Here is a 17,149-nt window from a genome sequence, read left to right as displayed (position 1 = left end):
GGGCGGCGGGCGGTGCCCGGCGGGCCGCAGTCGACCAGCCACACCGCGCAGCCGTGGTCGGTGAGTCGGCGCGCGAGCGCGGCGGCCGCCGGGTCGTGGGTCGGCGGGGTGGTGAAGACGGCGTGCGCGACGGCGTTCTGGATGACGGCGCGGCTGACGTCCTCGGCGGAGGTGAGGACGGGCAGTCGGGGCCCGTCCTCGGGAGCGGTCTCGGGGGTGTTCTCCGGGCCGCAGACGGCCAGTCCGACCGGCCGCATGCCGTACTCGGGGTGGGTGAGCAGCGCGGTCGTGACCGCGTCGCGGGTCGGACCGGAGCCGACGACAAGCGTGGAGCGCGGCCGGCGCCTGGCCTGTTGGCGGCGGACGGCGTAGACGACGGCCCGTCCGGTGCAGGCGAGCGGGGTGTGCGCGGCCGGCAGCAGCAGGAGGGCCGGGTAGCCGAGCGCCCGTTCGGGTTCGGTGCCGGCGAGCAGGGCGGCGACGGCGGCCCAGGCCAGCAGTGACCGGGCGGCGAGTCCTGGGAGTTCGTCCAGCGCGGAGGCGGTGGGGCCGGTCCGGTACAGCCCGCCGTGCGCGTTGAGGACGATCACGGTGCCCAGTCCGGCGCCGACGGCGAGGAGCAGTACGCCGAGGTCGGCGGCGAACACGAGGGCGCCGGCGGCGAGTACGGCCACGGCGTCGGCGACCAGCGGGCCGGCCGGCGTGCCGCCGGGTGGGGCGGTCGGCCCGCGGGTGGCACCGGTGTCGGCGGCGCGGGGCGGCGGGAAGACGGCTCCGGTGGCGCGGGCCGCGTCGGCCTGCGGGGTGAGGAGTCGTCCGGAGCCGTGGGTGTCGGCGCTTTCGGCGGTCATCGTGCGAGGCGCTCCCTGCTGTGCGGGTGCGGCAGGCTGAGCAGGTCGCGGTACAGGTCGAGGACCGCTGCCGCCGTCAGCCGCACGTCGAATCCGGTGCGTACGTGTTCCTGGGCCGCGCGGCCGGCGCGGTCGGTGCTCTCGCGGTCCGCCAGCAGTCGCACGAGGGCGGTGGCGAGCGCGTCGGGGTCGTCCGGCGGCACGAGGTGGGTCCCGCGCTGTGCGGCTGGCAGGCCGTCGGCGGCCCCGGCGACCTCGGTGAGCAGGACGGGCCGGCCGCAGGCCATGGCCTCCAGCGGGGCGAGTGCCATGCCCTCCCAGCGGGACGGCAGCACCACCAGGTCGGCCGCCTCGTACCAGAGCCGGACCCGGTCGCTGGGGCCGACGAAGTGCACGGAGGCGGGTGCGGCGCGTTGCAGCGCGGCGCGGTCGGGGCCGTCGCCCACGAGGACCAGCGCGGCGTGGGGGTGGCGGCCGGTGACGCGCCGCCAGGCGCGCAGCAGTACGTCCTGGCCCTTCTGCCGGCACAGCCGGCCCACGCAGACGACCAGTGGGTCGTGCACGGGCAGCGCGGCTGGCAGGGCCAGCGCGGCGCGTGCGGCGCGCCGGGCGCCGGGGCCGCCGTCGGGGAACCTGGTGAGGTCGACGCCGTTGGGCACCACCGCCCACCGGCCGGGGACGCCGGCCGCCTCGCCGCGCCGCCGCTCGTCGTCGCTGACGCACAGCAGCCGGTGCGCCCAGCGCGCGGCCAGGCGCTCCCAGCGCAGGGAGAGCGCGGCGGTGGCGCCGTCGACCGCCTCGAAGGACCAGGCGTGGGGTTGGAAGACGGTGGGGAGTCGGCCGTGCAGCGCGAGCCGGCCGGCCAGCCCGGCCTTGGCGCTGTGCAGGTGGACGACGTCCGGGCGCAGCGCGCGGACCAGTCGGCGCACCCGCCACACCTCGCCCGCGAGTTCGGGCCCCGGCCCGCGCTCGGCCGGCCAGGGGTGGACGTCGGCGCCGGCGGCGTGGGCGTGGTGCGGCAGGTCGCCCGAGGGCGGGCAGCCTAGGTGCACGGTCAGCCCGTCGGCCCGTTGGGCCCGGACGAGGTCGGTGACGACGGTGGCCACTCCCCCTTCGACGGGCTGGGCGAGGTGGAGCACCACCGGCGGTCGGTTCTCCGCCGCGCCGTCACGGGGCAGTGGGTTTTGCGGCATGCGTGGATCTCCCCCAGGGTGCGCAACGGAAGAACGGAGAGCGTCCCGGTCCGGGCCGGAGACCGGCGGCGGCTCAGCGCCTCGCGCCGTTCCCCTCACCCGCGGCCGCGCGCCTGTCCGCGTCGGCGGCGAGATACAGGACACCGGCGAGATATCCCTCGTCGCGGGTGCCGAAGGTGAAGGTGAGGGAATCGGACCGGCGTGTGAGAGCGGAGGAGACGTCGAACACGTCGGAGTCGTATCCGAGTGTGTTCCGGTATGCGGGTTCGCGTTGTTCGACGTTCTTTCCGTGGTCGCTGATCGTGGAATTCATGACGTCCGTCACCGGGTTGGCGGAATTGTGGAGGCGGACCGGGGCGCGGTTTCCGCTCGCGACGGTGAGGGTGTCGCCGCCCACTCCGCGGTCGCCGTTGTAGGCGACCATGCCGGCGCTGCCGCGGCCGTCGGCGGCCAGGTTCAGGTCGGTCATGGTGACGCGGTGGGCGGTGCGGCGCCCGGTGAGCGGCTGGAAGCCGTCCCACAGGGCGAGTTGGCGCAGCGGTTCGCGCTCGTTCTCGTAGGCGACGACCAGCGTCCAGCCGCCCCAGGCGCCGGCCGCCGAGTGGCCCATGGCGACGTTGAGCTGGGCGACGGTGTAGACGCCCGGGCCGCTGTCGCGGACGAGTCCGGTGACGTCGGCGGAGGCCTGGTAGGCGTCGGTCTGGCTGGTGGTGCGGTGTCCGACGAGCGTGTCGGCCAGCACCTCCCGGTAGGAACCGCCGGGCTCGGCGATCAGTACCCGGCCGTTGTCCTTGTGCGGCTTCTGCTCGCCGACCCGCAGGTTGCCGCCCCAGTACAGCCGGGCGTAGCTGACCCGGGAGCCGGCCGGCAGACCCAGGTGGGCGCGGCTGGAGTTGTAGGTGTTGGGGTCGTCGTCGACGTCGATGTAGAACATCTCGTAGTCGCCGTTGACGCCCTTGCCCCCCTGGGCGGTCGCGCACGGCGCCGCGGCGGCGGTGGCGGGGGCGCGGCAGGTGATCGCGGAGTTCGCCGCGCGGGCGATACCGCCGTGCTGGACGGCCCGGTAGCGCTCGGCGAACGGGATCTCGGGAGCCGAACCGGCCGCGGGCGCGGCGGCGGCCCGGGGAAGCGCCGCCGCCATCAGCAGAGCCATCAACGCACAGCACGCGACGCGTCCGGTACGGCGATTGGGCACTCGCATGAATCTGCACTCCGTCTCTCGGCGATGGTTCTTCTGTTCGCGCGCGGGTATCCGAGGGCGCCTCGAACGGCGGGACTCGCGTTTTGCGGTCCTGATCCGGCACATCCGGCAGGGCAGAACACTGACACCGTCAACGGCCGCCATTCACGTACGGCACGCAGAACCATTCGAATGGCTTCATCAAAGAGCGGCGGGTGGAGTAATTCCCGTGGGAATCACGGCCAGGGTCGTCGACTTCCGGCGGAACTCCGGTTCCGGAGGCGGGAGGACGGCCGTCGGGCACGCCCGACAGCCAAGCCGCGGATCGTGGTGTCGCGGCCAACGACTGGGCCATCAAGGGGAATCGACGTGTCCGGCGCCGTGCCGGGTCGTTGGGCCCGGTGCTGATCCACCCCTCGAAAGGAGAACAGGATGAAGCGCCTCGTCAAGGCGACCATGGCTGCCGCCGCGGGTTGTGCCCTGGTAATGGGCGGTGCGAGTGCCGTGCAGGCCGACGCCGTCGCCCACGGTGCGGCGATCGGTTCGCCCGGCGTGCTGAGCGGCAACGTGATCCAGATTCCGATCCACGTGCCGATCAACATCTGCGGCAACAGCGTGAACCTGGCCGGTGCTCTCAACCCGGCCATCGGCAACGTCTGCGTCAACCACTGACGCCGACGCGGCCCCGGCATCGCGACCGGCGGTGTCGGGGCCGCGTCAGCCGTCCGGCTCAGCCCTGCCTGTGGCGGGCGCGGCTGGGCTGGACGCGCGTCGGTTCCCCGGCGGCCTTGGGGTGGTCGGGCGGGTAGGGCAGGTCGCCCTCCCCGTGGTCGCGTTCCATGCGGTCGGCGAGTTCCAGTACGGCGTCGAGCCGGTAGGCGTGGTCGTCCATGTCGGCGTGTACGTCCCCGAGTCTGGCGTAACGTTCCGGCATGGTGGCCAGGTCGAAGTCCTCCGGCTCGGCGTCGTCCAGTTCCTCCCAGCGCAGCGGCGCCGACACCGGGGCGTGCGAGCGGGGACGCACCGAGTACGCGGCGGCGATCGTGCGGTCCCTGGCCATCTGGTTGTAGTCGACGAAGACGCGCTCGCCGCGTTCCTCCTTCCACCAGGACACGGTGATCCGCTCCGGCGCCCGCCGCTCCAGCTCCCGGCCGATGGTGATGGCCGCCCGGCGCACCTGAGCGAACGTCCAGCGCGGCTCGATCGGCACGTAGACGTGGATGCCGCGCCCGCCCGAGGTCTTCGGCCAGCCCCGCAGCCCCAGCTCGTCCAGCACCTCGCGCAGCGCGTGCGCGGCGCCGCGGGCCTCCGGGTAGCCGGTGCCCGGCTGCGGGTCGAGGTCGATGCGCAGCTCGTCGGGATGGTCGACGTGGTCGCGGCGCACGGGCCAGGGGTGGAAGGTCAGACAACCCAGGTTGGCCGCCCACACCACGGCCGCCGGCTCGGCCGGGCAGATCTCGTCGGCGTGCCGTCCGCTGGGGAAGGAGATGCGGGCGGTGCCGATCCAGTCGGGGAGGTTCTTCGGCGCCCGCTTCTGGAAGAAGGACTCGCCCGCTACGCCGTCCGGGTAGCGTTCGAGCATCGTCGGGCGGTCCCGCAGGGCCCGGGTGATGCCCGGGCCCACGGCCAGGTAGTAGTGCGCCAGGTCCAGCTTGGTGAACCCGCGCTCGGGGAAGTACACCTTGTCCGGATGGGACAGCCGGACGGTCCGCCCGTCCACGTCCATCTCCACGCTGTCGGCCATTCCCCAACGCTACGCCGCCGACAGCCCCCCGGCCCGGCGGGCGACGGGCACCGGCCGCTCGGCGCGCGCCCGTGCCCGGACCGCCGGAGAATCGCACCATGGACCTGCCGGTGATGCCCCCGCTCAAACCGATGCTGGCCAAGCCCGCGGCACGCATCCCCACCGGTATGCACTACGAGGCCAAGTGGGACGGCTTCCGGGCACTGGTCTTCCGCGACGGCGACGAGATCGAGATCAACAGCCGCTCCGCCAACCCGCTCACCCGCTACTTCCCCGAGCTGGCCGACGCCCTCCGGGAGCAGCTGCCGCGACGGTGCGTGGTCGACGGCGAGATCGTCGTCGTGCGCGGCGACCGGCTGGACTTCGAGGCGCTGCTGGAACGCATCCATCCCGCCGACTCGCGGGTGCGCCGGCTGGCCGCCGAGACCCCGGCCGCCTTTGTCGCCTTCGACCTGCTGGCACTGGCGGACTCCTCGCTGCTCGACGAGCCGCTGCGGGACCGCCGCCGGCTGCTGGAGACCGCGCTCGCCGACGCGCACGACCCGCTGTACCTCGCCCCGGCCACCGACGACCCGGCCGTCGCCCGGGAGTGGTTCGAGCAGTTCGAGGGGGCCGGGCTGGACGGGGTCGTCGCCAAGCGCCCCGACTCGCCCTACCGGCCCGACCAGCGGCTGATGATCAAGGTCAAGCACGAGCGCACCGCCGACTGCGTGGTGGCCGGCTACCGGGAGCACAAGAGCGGCCCGGTGGTCGGCTCGCTGCTGCTCGGCCTGTACGACGGCGCCGGTACCCTCCAGCACGTCGGCGTCTGCGCCAGCTTCCCGATGCGGCGCCGGGCGCAGCTCGCGGAGGAACTGGCCCCGCTGCGGCTGGAGTCGGCGGCCGACCACCCCTGGGCGTCCTGGCAGGACGAGGCGGCGCACGAGCACAGCAGGATGCCCGGCGGTCCCAGCCGCTGGTCGGGGAAGAAGGAGCTGACGTGGGTGCCGCTGCGGCCGGAGCTGGTCTGCGAGGTGGCCTACGACCACATGCAGGGCGACCGCTTCCGGCACACCACCCAGTTCCGGCGCTGGCGGCCCGAACGGCGCCCGGACGAGTGCACCTACGAGCAGCTGGAGGAGCCGGTGCGCTACGACCTGACCGAGGCGTTGGGCGGCGGCGCGTGAACTCCCCCGTCCGCGCCCGCCCGCGCCGTCGGCCACAATCGACGGTGCCGGTACACGAGTGAGGGGTGGTGCGGGATGGCGCGCCGAGGGCGAGCCGGTGCCGGGCGGAGATCCGGCCGGTTCCGGGCGGCGGTGATGATGTGGTTCTCACCGAGCCGGATGGAGGCGGAGGGCACGACGCCCGACTACCGCTTCTCGCTCGCCAACGAACGCACCTTCCTGGCCTGGATCCGCACGGCGCTCGCGCTGGTCGCCGGCGGCATCGCCGTCGACCAGTTCCTGACCGATCTGACGTGGGGTCTGCGCACCTCGATCGCCGTGGCGCTGTTCTTCTCCGGGGCGGTGTGCGCGCTGCGGGCGGTGCACCGCTGGGTGGTGTGCGAGCGGGCGATGCGGCGCGGTGAGGACCTGCCCTCCTCGCCGTTCCCCGCGATGCTGGCGGTGGGCACGGCGGTCGCCTCGCTGCTGGTGGCTCTCGCGATCGTGTTCGGTGTGACGCGGTGAGCTCGGACGGGCGACCGAGGGATCCGGCCGCGCAGCCGGAGCGGACCCGGTTCGCCTGGCGGCGTACGACGTTGGCCGGCGGCATCGTCGTGGTGCTCGCGCTGCGGCACGCGTTGGTGCGCGACGGCGGGTGGGCGGGCCTGCTGCTCGTGACGGCGGCGGTGGTCTGCCTGCTGCTGCTCACGATCGTGGCGCATGTGCGGATGCGTCAGCTGGACACGGCGGTTCCGGTGGCGAGCGGGAACTGGCCGGTGCTGACCGGCACGGCGGCGGTGTTGTCCCTGGCCGGGATCGGTGCGGCACTGTTGGCGGTCGCCGAGCGTTGAGCCTGTCACGGGGGCCGGCATCGGGCCGGTCCGACGGGCTCGCACGACCGGTGTGCGGCCCGAGGGTCCGGGCAGGCGCCCCGTGATGGGATCCGGAACGGCCGGTTCCACGTCCCATCCACGACGACTGCGGTCTATCCGTCGGAGGTGGACATACCTTGGCCGGTTTCAGAGCACTCGCCGAACAGGTCCGTGACGAACAACGGGAGCCGTGTCAGCGCCGGCAGGCGCTGCGCAAGTGCCTCGAACGGTTCGCGCCCTACGGGCACCGTGCCACCTGGCACCATCTGTGCGCCCGCGCGGGCATCGACCCCGAGGACCGCGCCCCCGACCCGGCGCGGCTGGTGGCCGCGCTCGAGGAGTTGGAGGAGGCGCGTGCGGTGTGGCTGGGCTACGAGCGGGAGTTCGCCGTGCGCCGCAAGCGGCAGAAGTACCACGGCGTCCGGCAGCCGACGTCGTTCGACGCCTGGCACCGGCGCACCTGGGGCGGCCGTTCGCTCCTGCCGGTGAAGGACCCGGAGCGGGTGCCCTCGGCCCCTCTCGCCGTGGTGCTGCGCCGCCTGATCGACACCATGGGCGACGGGGACATCGCCACCTGGCACCGCGAGAAGGTGCTCACCGCGTAGCCCCCGGCGGGGGCGTCCATCCGCCTCCGCCGGTACCACCGCTCGGCGCGCCTGTCAGGATCGCGCTCACGGCGATGCCGAGGTGATGGTCGGCGCGCGGCGCGGACGGCGGTTGGCCGCCGAGCCAGGCGAGCGCTCCGGCCGGCGCGAAGAGGTCGGTGCCGTCGATGTCGGTACGCGCCGGGCCCGCCGCCTGGGCGCGGACGAGTAGTCGCGTGCCGGAGGCGCGCATGGTGGCGCAGGGGGCGTGCGGCGCCTCGCGCGTCGGGAAGTGACGCAGCAGTGCGGCGAGCCCGAGGTCGGCCCGGCGCGCGATGCCGCGCAGGAAGGCGTCGACGCCCCGCGCGGTGACGACGGTGCCCGCGGCGGCGGCGTCAACCCTGTGGGCTGGTACCTGCGCGACGGACTGACCGGCCTTCCTCCGGAGACGAGGCCGGAGTTCCGTCTACCCGTGATTCCGGGAACGGACGTTTCGGACGCCGTCGAGGCCGGCGCCTACGCCGAGTACGCGACCGCGCCGCCCTCGGACCTCGCGCGCAAGCCGGCCGGCCTCACGCACGAGCGCGCCGCACGAGGCCGCCTCCGGGGCGAGATCGTGCTCACGGTCTGCCCGGAACAGGGGTGACCGGCGACCGTTGACAGCGGAGCCGTGCCGTCGACATGCTGAGCAAGCGCTTGGTCAGTTCGACGAAAGAGGGCAACGTGACGGTGGAGACCAGGGTGTTCGACTCGCCGGCCGCACTGCGGGCCGCGATCGGCACCGAACTCGGGCCCAGCGACTGGATCGAGGTGGCCCAGGAGCGGATCGACCGCTTCGCCGAGGCCACCGAGGACCACCAGTGGATCCACACCGATCCGGAGCGGGCCGCGCGGGGGCCGTTCGGATCGACCGTCGCGCACGGCTACCTCACGCTGTCGCTGCTGCCGGCGCTCACCTCCCGGGTGCTGCGGGTGGAGGGGGTGCGCATGGGCGTCAACTACGGACTCAACAAGGTGCGTTTCCCCGCGCCCGTGCCCGTCGGCTCCCGGGTGCGGGCCCGGGTGCTGGTGGCCGAGGTCGAGGAGGTCGGCGGCGGGGTGCAGCTGACCGCCGCGGTGACCGTCGAGCGGGAGGGCGGCGACCGCCCCGTCTGCGTGGCGACGACCGTCAGCCGCTTCTACCTCTGACACGTCCGCGCACCTGGCCCAGGAGGGGCACCGGCCGATGCGGGCGCCCCTCCGGTGCCACGGGCCCGTCAGCCGTGGGAGAAGCCCCGTCCCGCGCGGTCCAACGGGTCCGGCGACAGACCGAGGAAGCGTTCGCGGAGCACGTCCCAGGTCTCCAGTCTGGAGAAGTCCGGTTCCCTTCGTACCTGCTGTCGGTCGGTGAGGAACGGGTTGGGCAGGAGTACCGTCATCATCTGCTCGTCCCTGCCGTTGAACAGGCGCAGACCCCACGTCACCGGGGCTCCCTCGGCGTTCAGGCCCCGGTACAGCTCGGCGCGGGAGCAGCGGCGGATCCGGCCGAGTTCCGGACCGGAGGCGGTGTGCTCACCGATGCAGAGGTGGAAGTGCCAGGCGCCGAAGTCGACGGTGAGGTACCCGTCGTGCGTGGTGATGGACTCCGGCGCGCCCGGTGCGCCGACCTCCCATGCCGCGCCCTCGATGATCGGGCCGAAGTTGATGTGCCGCCAGTGCTCGGTGAAGAGCTCGGTGAGCAGGTCGAGGAGGGTGGCCTCGTCGGTGGGCAGGGCCCACACGTGCTGGGTTCCCGCGCTCTCCGTTGTCACGACGGTGGGCTCCGTGGCGGGTTCGGTGGTACTCATGTTCTCCTCTTCCGTTCGGTGAGGACGCAGTCGCCGCAGTAACCCGCCTGGGGCACGCGGTAGTAGAGGCAGCAGCTGCGACGGCGGTAGGTGAGCGGGTCCGTGGTCAGCACACCCGCGCGGTCGAGCGGGGCGCGGTCGAGTAGCGCGGCGCCGAGAGCGAGCGGCGACGGCCCCGGAGCCGTCATCCGCGCACCCAGCACGCGCACCGTGCCCACGAGGGCGGAGGCGGCGTTGCCGAGCGCGGTCTGCGGCGACAGCCCGTACTCCCGACGCAGCGCTTCTTCCAAGGGGAGCAGGTTGGCGACGAACACCGTTCGGTGGAGCGCGTCCACGTCGTCGCCGGGCGCGGCGGTGCGGACCTCGGGCAGCCACAGTTCGATCGGACCGGCCTCCGGCACGCGCCACCGCAGTCGCTCCGGGGAGAGGTCGAGGACCCCGCCGCCCAGCACCGCGCCGCCGACGGCGACGGACCACAGGCGGGCCGCCGTCCCGATGTGCAGGGTGGAGGCGCTCACCCTGGGGTGCGCGCCTCCCAACCTGCGCCCCACCTCCGTCACGTAGTCGCGGAGCGTCCGCGGTTCGGAGTACAGCGCGGTGAGCGGCCGGAAGGGGTGGCCGTCCGGCTTCGGACCGTGGGACAGCGCGAAGTACGGGCCGACCCCGGCGAGCCGGTCGAGTGCCTTGCGGGTCACCACGCGCGTACCTCCCTGGCGAGTTCGTGGAAGCCGGCGGGATGGCGCGCACCGTCGGCGGTCCGGAGGGTGAAGCGGCCGGAGGCCTCACACTGGATCCGCGGACGCTCGTCCGTTCGCGGTGCTCGGACGGCCAGGCCCTCCCGGGCGAGGGCCCGCTCCAGCAGCGGCAGGAGAGCGGGTGGGGCGGTCGCCGGGACCTCCTCGCGCACCGGACGGCGCAGCCCGAAGGTTCCGGTGTGCGCGTCGAAGGCGAGGTGGTCGGCGTCGAAGGTGTCCGCGACGGCGCCGCTGCGGATCAGGTCCTCGGGGGCTCCGGAGTGCACCAGGCCGGTGCGGTCCACCAGCCACACGGCGTCCGCGACCCGGAGCGCGAGTTCCAGGTCGTGGGTGCTGACCACGACCGTCGGACCCCGGTCGCGTGCCAGGTCGCGGAGAAGGACGGTGAGCGCGACCCGCGAGGGCACGTCGAGGAACGCGGTGGGCTCGTCCAGCAGGATCACCTCCGGCTCCTGGGCGAGGGCGCGCGCGGTCAACACCCGTTGCCGCTCGCCGTCGGAGAGTTCCGCCGCCGGTCGGTCGGCGAGGTGTGCCGCGTCCACCGCGTCGAGGGCCCACCGCACGATGCCGTGGTCCGTGGGCGTGAGGCGGCCGGTGAAGCCGGTGTGGGGGTGGCGGCCGAGAGACACCAGCTCCCGCGCGGACAGCAGGCCCGGGTCCACCCGGTCGGTGAGCACCACCGCCAAGCGGCGCGCCCGGGCGAGCGCCGAGTCGTGACTCACGTCCCGGCCCGCGACGCGCACGGCGCCGGCGAGCGGCGGGAGCAGACCGCAGAGGGTGCGCAGCAGCGTCGACTTCCCGGCCCCGTTGGGTCCGAGCAGTACGGTCAGCTCGCCCGCGCGGGCGGTGAGTCGCAGGTCGGTGAGCACCGTGTGCTGTCTGCCGCGCCCCCAGGCGCCGCGGCTCCGGTACCCCACGTCGAGGGATTCCGTGGTCAGTCCCAGGGGGGTCAGGGCGGCGGGGTCCACCGGGGCGGTGGCGGTGACCGTCACTGTGCCACCCCCTGGAGACCGCGCCTGCTGCGGACGAGGAAGGCGATGACCACGGGGGCGCCGAACAGCGAGGTGATCGCGTTGAGCGGCAGCACCGCGTCCGTGCCCGGCGGCTGGCTGAGCAGCGCGCAGCTCAGCGCGAGAAAGGCACCGGCCAGCATGCACGTCGGGACGAGCACGCGGTGGTCCGAGGTCCCGAGGGCGACGCGGGTGAGGTGCGGCACGGCCAGCCCGAGGAAGGCCACCGGGCCGCAGAAGGCGGTCGCGGCGCCCGCGAGCAGAGACGTGCCGAAGAGCGCCAGGTCACGACTGCGTCGGACGTTCAACCCCATCGTCCTGGCGTAGTCCTCCCCCAGCAGCAGGGCGTTGAGTCGCTTGGTGGACAGGAGCGCGGCGGCCAGGCCCACTCCGAGCACCGGCAGCATCACCGCCAGGTCGGGCCAGGTGGTGGCACTGAACGAGCCGAGCCCCCAGACCACGAACTGCTGGGCGCGTTCGGGTTGGGCGTAGACGAGCAGCACGCTGACCACCGCGGTGGCCGCCGAGCCGATCATCACGCCGATCACCAGGAGGGTGACGGCCGAGCGCACCCAGCGCGACAGTACGAGCACCAGCGCGAGCACCGCGCCGGCGCCGAGCGACGCCGCGAGGACGACGCCCAGCCGGCCGAGCCCGGCGAGGTCACCCGTGAAGCCGCCGGCGGTACCGCCCGCGGTCACCACGACGGCCGCCACCCCGAGGCTCGCGCCGGAGCTGACTCCCAGTGAGAAGGGGTCGGCGAGGGCGTTTCTGAACAGGGTCTGCATCTGCGCGCCCGCCACCGCCAGGGCGGCCCCCACCACCGCGGCCGTGAGCGCCCTGGGGAGCCGCACCTCGTGGACGATGACCTCCCAGCGTGGGTCGACGGCTTCGCTGCCCGCCAACACCCGGACGACGTCCGTCAACGGCACCGGATGGGAGCCGACCGCGATGGTGAGGACGAACAGGACGGCGGTGCCGACGGCAAGAACGGTGACCACGGCCACCCGCCGCCGTCGCCCGCTCACCGGCGCGCGGGCGGTCGCGGGCGCGACGGCGGTGTGCGCGGTCACGGGTTCGGGATCCTGGCGTAGAAGGTGAAGGAGTGGTCCTTCGCGCGCTCCGGATGGAGGATGGCGAACAGGTCGGCGAGCACCAGATCGGGGCGCAGCACTCCACGCTCGTAGAAGTCGTTGCCGCCGCCGGGCCGCTGTGCCTTGGTGTTGGTCCACACCTCGCCCGACTCGACCGCGTCGAGGCGGGTGTAGCGGCGGTCGGCCTTGGCAGCCTCCGTGAGGGACTTCCACTGCTCTCCGACCAGCCACACCGGCGCGTCCCCGCCCTTGGCGTAGACGGCCTCGAAGCTCAGCTGGAGGTTCCCGGTGCCCTTGTCTCCGGCCCACGGATAGGTTCCACCGGCGTCCTTGATCAGCCGTCCCATGTAGGAGCCGCCGGAGGCCATGTTCCACGTGCCCTGGTACATGCCGCCGGGCAGCACCTTGACGGGCTTCCCGGCCTTCGCCGCCTTCGCCGCGACGGCCCGGTAGTCGTTCTCGATCCGGTCGAAGACCTCGTCCGCGCGCTTCTCCGCGCCGGTGAGCGCCGCCATCGCCTTCACCCACTCGGCGCGCCCCAGCGGTGTCGGTTCCAGCCATTCCGCGTTGGCGACGACGGCGATACCGGCCTGTCGGAGCTTCGGGTACTGCGGGTCGTCGGTGCCCTGGGTCATCAGCACGTCCGGCTTGGCCGCGATGACCTTCTCGGCGTCGATCGACCTGTCCCTGGCGTACTCGACGACCTTTCCGTCCCGCACCCGGTCCCGTACCTCCGCCGAGCTGACGAAGGCGGCGTTCGCCACTCCGCTGAGCACGCCGAGGGTGTCGGTCTCGGTGAGCAGCGGGAGGTGGGTGGTCGACGCGGAGAACAGGCTGGAGATGGGTGTGGTGATCTGCGGGGCGTCGGCCAGCGCGCCCTTCAGATCGGGTTTCGGCGCACCGCACCGCACCAGCACGTAGGACTCCGGCCTGCCCTTCGGGTAGGGCTCCTTGACCGTGAGGACCTGGTAGCTCTTCTCGTAGCGCAGGGTGAAGTTCTCGGCGTGCCGGACCTCGGTCTTGACCGGGAAGTAGTCCTCGTCGGGCCGGAAGTCGGTGATGCAGTCCCCCGACGCCCCGCCGGCGGCGCGGGCCTTGTCGGTGGCGGTGGAACCGCCGTCGGCGCAGGCGGCGAGGAGGAGGGCGGGGACCACCAACAGCGCGGCGGCGCGCGGGTACGTGGGCAGGGCACGTCTGACGGGCACGGTCAACTCCAGGGTGGGCGTGCGCGGGACGCGCGTGCCGAGGCCGGCACGCACGTGCGAGGTCGGTCGTGAGGGACCGGGGACGCCGGCTTCGGCCGGCCGTCGGGAGAGGAGGAGAGGAGGGCGAACGGTCAGCCGGCGGGCCGAGGTTCGGCACCCCTCCGAGCGGCCGGGCTGGAGCGGCCGTCACAGTTACGTGGGCACACGGGTGCCACCGTCCTCTCTCGGGGAACTCCGCCCCGGTACGTCGAGGTGCGACGGCGTGAGTCTCCTGACTCGGGATCGCTGCTTCCCCGGCCTTCCAACCCCCTGACGGGGCCGTGGCCTTGCTGGAGTCGCTCCCCACTCACAGTGGCGGTACCGTGCCGGATTCCCACCGGCTTCCTCGTTCCGCCGTCGCTGATCAAGTCGAAGGATCGCAGACGACCCGCCGACCGCGCCAGGCCGGGCCGTTGTGGGGCCGACCACAGGAGGAGCCGACCGTCCGCGCGGGCCCTCGGGTGAGCGCCCGTTCCCGCTCGCTCAGTGGGCGCCGACCATCCGCAGGGCGAGGTCGGCGTAGAGTTCGCCGATCTGCTCGGGGCTGCGCGGCCCGTCGGGGTTGAACCAGCGGGCGACGTCGATGCACAGCGACAGCAGCGCCAGCGCCGTGCCCGGCACGTCGGGCACGGCGAAGCGGCCGGCGGCCACCCCGTCCTCCAGGATGCCGCGCATCACGGCGCCGGTGCGGCGGCGCAGTTCGACGATCTGCTCGTGGTGCTCGGGGGAGAGCGCGTTCAGCTCGTACTGGACCACCCGGGCCGTCGTGTGCCGCTCGGCGTGCCACCGGACGAAGGTACGGACGGCGGACGCGAGCCGTTCGGCCGGGTCCTCGCTCACCTCGGAGGCCTCGGTGAGGATGCGCACCGACCGCTCGTGGCCGACCCGGCTGATCTGGTAGAGCAGTTCCTCCTTCGTCCGGAAGTGGATGTAGAGCGCGGCCGGGCTCATCCCGGCGCGGCCGGCGATGTCGCGGGTGGTGGTGGCGTGGAAGCCGCGTTCGGCGAACGCGTCCACGGCGGCGAGCAGCAGTCTGCGGGCCGCCTCGGGCGAGACGTCTGCCCAGGTCTCGCCGCCGTCGCCGCCCGCGTCCGTCGTCTCGGCTGCGTCCGCCGCCATCGTGTGCTCTCCCCGCTTCCTTCGACCAGTCGAAGCCGCCCTCGGCCGGTCGAAGCTGCTCTCGGCCGGTCGAACACGATACATCGGCGCGTCGAGGGTCCGGCCGGGCGCGAGGGCGGCGACAGGGCGGGTCAGAAGGCGGAGACTCCGGTGAGATGGCGGCCGATGAGCAGCTTGTGGATCTGGCTGGTGCCCTCGTAGAGGGTCATCACCCGGGCGTCGCGGACGAGCTTTCCGACGGGGAACTCGTCGATGTAGCCGTAGCCGCCGAAGACCTGGAGTGCGTTGTTGGCGGCCCGTACGGCGGCCTCGCCGGCGAAGAGCTTGGCCATGGACGACTCGGTGTTGAAGGGTCGGCCGCGGTCGATCAGGTCGGCGACCCGCCAGGTGAGCAGCCGGGCGGCGGCGACGTCGACCGCGATGTCGGAGAGCAGTTCCTGGACGAGCTGGTGGCCGGCGATCGGGCGGCCGAACTGCTCCCGCCGCCCGGCGTAGTCCACGGCCGCGTCCAGGGCCGCCTGGGCGATGCCGACGCATCCGGCGGCCACCGACATGCGTCCCTTGGCGAGCGCCGCCATGGCCACAGGGAAGCCCTTGCCGACCGGGCCGAGCCGGGCGCTGTCGGGCACCCGCACCGCGTCCAGCACCAGTTCGGCGGTGGGCTGGCCGCGCAGGCCGAGCTTGCCGTGGATCTCCCGGCGGGTGAGGCCGGGGGTGTCGGTGGGGACGAGGAAGGCGGTGACGCCGCGGTGGCCGTCGCCGCCGCTGCGGGCGAACACCAGGGCGACGTCGGCCCAGGTGCCGTTGGTGATGAACGTCTTGGTGCCGTCGAGCAGCCAGTGGTCGCCGTCGGCGCGGGCGCGCGTGGCGAGGTTGGCGGCGTCCGAGCCGGTGCCGGGTTCGGTGAGTCCGAAGCAGCCGATCAGCCCGCCCGAGCACAGCCCCGGCAGCCAGCGCCGGCGCTGCTCCTCGTCGCCGTGGGCGGCGATCGTCTTGGCGACCAGGCCGAGCGAGACGGACAGGATGCCGCGGACGGCTGAGTCCCCACGCCCGAGTTCTTCGGTGACCAGGCAGTAGGCGAGGTGGTCGCCGCCGCTTCCGCCGTACTGCTCGGGCACGGTCAGGCCGAGGAAGCCGAGGTCCCCGAGCCGGTCGACGACCGCGCGGTCGACGCGTCCGGCGCGGTCCCAGCGGGCCGCGTTCGGCGCGATCTCGCGGTCGACGAACCCGGCGGCGAGCTTGCGCACCTGCTCCTGCTCGGGGGTGAGGCTCAGATCCACAAGAAGTACCCCTTTAAATTAGCATCGCTAGTTAACGCGTCGCGGCTCTACTATGGGGCGCATGGCCCGTCCCCGCAAGCCCCTGCTGAGCCGAGAGCGCATCGTCGACACCGCGCTCAACCTGGTCGACGAGGAGGGCCTGACGGCGGTCTCCACCCGACGGCTCGCCGCCGAACTCGGCGTCAGCGGCCCCTCCCTCTACAACCACTTCCGCACCAAGGACGAGATCCTGGACGCGGTCGTCGACCGCGTCTGCGCCGAGGTCGACCTGTCGATGTTCGAGGACGGCACCGACTGGGCCGAGGCGCTGCTCCGCTGGGCGCGCTCCTACCGGGCCGCCCTCGCCGCGCACCCCCGCATCATCCCGCACCTGGCCCTGGGCCCCGGTCGGCGACCGAGCCAACTCCGCATGGCCGACGCCGTGTTCGGCCGGATGACGGCGGCCGGCTGGCCGCCCGCGCAGGCCACCCGCATCGGCGCGGTGATGCGGTACTTCATCACCGGCTCAGCGCTCGGCTCCTTCGCCGGCGGCTTCGTCGACGACGCCGAGCTCTACGGCGAGCGCTACCCGCACCTCGGCCAGGCCCATCTGCTGGCCGACCGCCGGGAGCGGATCGACGAGGGCGCCTTCGAGACCGGACTGGCCGCCCTGGTGGACGGCCTCGCCCTGCGCCACACGATGCCCGCCGACCGCGTCTGAGATCCCCGGTCGACGCGCCCGGCGGTCAGAAGACCACCAGCGCCCGACCGCCGACGCCGCGTGACATCCGTTCGAACGCCTCCGGGATGTCGTCGAGCCCGATCCGGTCGGTGACCAGCGCGCCGAGGTCCAGTTCGCCCGACCTCACCTGCCCGGCCAGCAGGGGGAGTTCGACGGCCGGATCGCAGTTGCCGTACACGCAGCCGGAGAGCGTGCGCGCGAAGTAGAACAGCTCCAGCGCCGAGAAGGCCACCTGCTCCTCCTTGCCGCCGATGCCGACGACGGTGGTGCGCCCGCCCCTTCGGGTTGCCGACCACGCCGCGCGGATGCTCTCCGCGCGGCCGACGCACTCCAGCGCCACGTCCACGCCGTGCCGGCCGGTGGCCGCGCGGATCTCCTTGACCGCCGTGTCGGCTCCGTCCGGATCGGCGCGCACGAACTCCGTCGCGCCGCAGGCCCGGGCCAACGGTTCCTTGCCGGGCGAGACGTCGACCGCGATGATCGCCCCGGCCCCGGCGATCCGCGCCGCCTGCACGGCGGCCAGGCCCACCC

19 protein-coding genes, 2 pseudogenes and 1 riboswitch are annotated in these 17,149 nt (G+C 73.5%); of the genes and pseudogenes, 8 read left to right on the top strand and 13 right to left on the bottom strand.

What is annotated here, in order from left to right; all coding sequences use genetic code 11:
• From FNX44_RS12235 to FNX44_RS12225, 3 genes are all read right to left on the bottom strand, one after another.
• The coding region (locus FNX44_RS12235) for a nucleoside-diphosphate sugar epimerase/dehydratase (protein WP_369123539.1) at positions 1–851 on the bottom strand (851 nt) is incomplete at its 3' end.
• A complete protein-coding gene (locus tag FNX44_RS12230; RefSeq protein WP_143648079.1) occupies positions 848–2,044 on the bottom strand; it encodes a glycosyltransferase in 1,197 nt (398 codons plus the stop codon). The genes FNX44_RS12230 and FNX44_RS12235, both read right to left, overlap by 4 nt.
• A gap of 73 nt (positions 2,045–2,117) precedes the next feature.
• Positions 2,118–3,197 carry a DUF3344 domain-containing protein gene (locus FNX44_RS12225; RefSeq protein WP_228449837.1) on the bottom strand — a complete coding sequence of 360 codons (1,080 nt, stop codon included), beginning with the start codon at positions 3,195–3,197 and terminating at the stop codon, positions 2,118–2,120.
• Between the two features lie 459 nt (positions 3,198–3,656).
• Here FNX44_RS12225 and FNX44_RS12220 point away from each other — a divergent pair, with 459 nt between their 5' ends.
• Positions 3,657–3,896, top strand: coding sequence for a chaplin (locus FNX44_RS12220; RefSeq protein WP_143648077.1), 240 nt, complete (start codon positions 3,657–3,659; stop codon positions 3,894–3,896).
• Between the two features lie 58 nt (positions 3,897–3,954).
• On the opposite strand, the gene ligD is transcribed toward FNX44_RS12220, so the two are convergent.
• The gene (gene ligD, locus FNX44_RS12215; protein ID WP_143648076.1) at positions 3,955–4,968 is read right to left on the bottom strand and encodes a non-homologous end-joining DNA ligase; all 1,014 of its coding nucleotides are present in this window, start codon (positions 4,966–4,968) and stop codon (positions 3,955–3,957) included.
• Between the two features lie 98 nt (positions 4,969–5,066).
• On the opposite strand from ligD, the gene FNX44_RS12210 reads away from it, so the two are divergent.
• From FNX44_RS12210 to FNX44_RS12195, 4 genes and pseudogenes are all read left to right on the top strand, one after another.
• Positions 5,067–6,134: an ATP-dependent DNA ligase gene (locus FNX44_RS12210; protein WP_143648075.1), complete on the top strand. Its 1,068-nt coding sequence runs from the start codon at positions 5,067–5,069 to the stop codon at positions 6,132–6,134.
• Between the two features lie 135 nt (positions 6,135–6,269).
• Complete coding sequence (locus tag FNX44_RS12205; protein ID WP_143648074.1) at positions 6,270–6,638, top strand: YidH family protein; 369 nt, start codon at positions 6,270–6,272, stop codon at positions 6,636–6,638.
• The gene (locus FNX44_RS12200; protein ID WP_143648073.1) at positions 6,635–6,964 is read left to right on the top strand and encodes a DUF202 domain-containing protein; all 330 of its coding nucleotides are present in this window, start codon (positions 6,635–6,637) and stop codon (positions 6,962–6,964) included. Before FNX44_RS12205 ends, FNX44_RS12200 begins: the two co-directional genes overlap by 4 nt.
• A 158-nt stretch (positions 6,965–7,122) precedes the next feature.
• Positions 7,123–7,548, top strand: a pseudogene (locus tag FNX44_RS12195) (hypothetical protein); the annotation flags it as partial.
• A 31-nt stretch (positions 7,549–7,579) separates the two neighbouring features.
• On the opposite strand, the gene FNX44_RS12190 reads toward FNX44_RS12195, so the two are convergent.
• The gene (locus FNX44_RS12190; protein WP_438948032.1) at positions 7,580–7,870 is read right to left on the bottom strand and encodes an SbtR family transcriptional regulator; all 291 of its coding nucleotides are present in this window, start codon (positions 7,868–7,870) and stop codon (positions 7,580–7,582) included.
• Here FNX44_RS12190 and FNX44_RS29990 point away from each other — a divergent pair.
• Together FNX44_RS29990 and FNX44_RS12180 are read left to right on the top strand one after the other, a co-directional pair.
• Positions 7,838–8,215, top strand: coding sequence for an MDR/zinc-dependent alcohol dehydrogenase-like family protein (locus tag FNX44_RS29990; protein ID WP_438873701.1), 378 nt, complete (start codon positions 7,838–7,840; stop codon positions 8,213–8,215). The genes FNX44_RS12190 and FNX44_RS29990 overlap by 33 nt on opposite strands.
• Positions 8,216–8,250: 35 nt before the next feature.
• Positions 8,251–8,757, top strand: coding sequence for a MaoC family dehydratase (locus FNX44_RS12180; protein WP_143648071.1), 507 nt, complete (start codon positions 8,251–8,253; stop codon positions 8,755–8,757).
• Between the two features lie 68 nt (positions 8,758–8,825).
• Here FNX44_RS12180 and FNX44_RS12175 read toward each other — a convergent pair whose 3' ends face one another.
• The 7 genes and pseudogenes from FNX44_RS12175 to FNX44_RS12145 all read right to left on the bottom strand — a co-directional run bounded on the left by FNX44_RS12175 (position 8,826) and on the right by FNX44_RS12145 (position 15,897).
• The gene (locus tag FNX44_RS12175) at positions 8,826–9,395 is read right to left on the bottom strand and encodes a DUF7676 family protein (protein ID WP_143648070.1); all 570 of its coding nucleotides are present in this window, start codon (positions 9,393–9,395) and stop codon (positions 8,826–8,828) included.
• Positions 9,392–10,093 carry a (2Fe-2S)-binding protein gene (locus FNX44_RS12170; RefSeq protein WP_143648069.1) on the bottom strand — a complete coding sequence of 234 codons (702 nt, stop codon included), beginning with the start codon at positions 10,091–10,093 and terminating at the stop codon, positions 9,392–9,394. The genes FNX44_RS12175 and FNX44_RS12170 overlap by 4 nt, the downstream gene beginning before the upstream one ends.
• Positions 10,087–11,016: pseudogene (locus tag FNX44_RS12165) on the bottom strand (ABC transporter ATP-binding protein); the annotation flags it as partial. The gene FNX44_RS12170 and the pseudogene FNX44_RS12165, both read right to left, overlap by 7 nt.
• A 122-nt stretch (positions 11,017–11,138) precedes the next feature.
• On the bottom strand, positions 11,139–12,233 hold the full coding sequence (locus FNX44_RS12160) for a FecCD family ABC transporter permease (protein WP_323369297.1): 1,095 nt from the start codon (positions 12,231–12,233) through the stop codon (positions 11,139–11,141).
• Positions 12,230–13,459: an ABC transporter substrate-binding protein gene (locus tag FNX44_RS12155; RefSeq protein WP_323369295.1), complete on the bottom strand. Its 1,230-nt coding sequence runs from the start codon at positions 13,457–13,459 to the stop codon at positions 12,230–12,232. The genes FNX44_RS12160 and FNX44_RS12155 overlap by 4 nt, the downstream gene beginning before the upstream one ends.
• A gap of 242 nt (positions 13,460–13,701) precedes the next feature.
• Positions 13,702–13,872: riboswitch (cobalamin riboswitch) on the bottom strand.
• 109 nt (positions 13,873–13,981) lie between these two features.
• Positions 13,982–14,617 carry a TetR/AcrR family transcriptional regulator gene (locus FNX44_RS12150; protein WP_143648068.1) on the bottom strand — a complete coding sequence of 212 codons (636 nt, stop codon included), beginning with the start codon at positions 14,615–14,617 and terminating at the stop codon, positions 13,982–13,984.
• Positions 14,618–14,748: 131 nt separating this feature from the next.
• Positions 14,749–15,897 (bottom strand): acyl-CoA dehydrogenase family protein, encoded by a 1,149-nt coding sequence (locus FNX44_RS12145; protein WP_143648067.1) that lies wholly within the window; start codon positions 15,895–15,897, stop codon positions 14,749–14,751.
• A 61-nt stretch (positions 15,898–15,958) separates the two neighbouring features.
• On the opposite strand from FNX44_RS12145, the gene FNX44_RS12140 reads away from it, so the two are divergent.
• On the top strand, positions 15,959–16,597 hold the full coding sequence (locus tag FNX44_RS12140; RefSeq protein ID WP_143648066.1) for a TetR/AcrR family transcriptional regulator: 639 nt from the start codon (positions 15,959–15,961) through the stop codon (positions 16,595–16,597).
• Positions 16,598–16,622: 25 nt separating this feature from the next.
• Here the strand turns inward: FNX44_RS12140 and FNX44_RS12135 are convergent.
• Positions 16,623–17,149, bottom strand: a 527-nt coding sequence (locus FNX44_RS12135) for a zinc-binding dehydrogenase (RefSeq protein WP_143648065.1), incomplete at its 5' end; no start/stop codon positions are given.

The organism is Streptomyces alkaliterrae (genome assembly GCF_007097205.2).
GTDB lineage: Bacteria > Actinomycetota > Actinomycetes > Streptomycetales > Streptomycetaceae > Streptomyces > Streptomyces alkaliterrae.
This window is presented reverse-complemented; position numbering and strand designations above follow the sequence as displayed.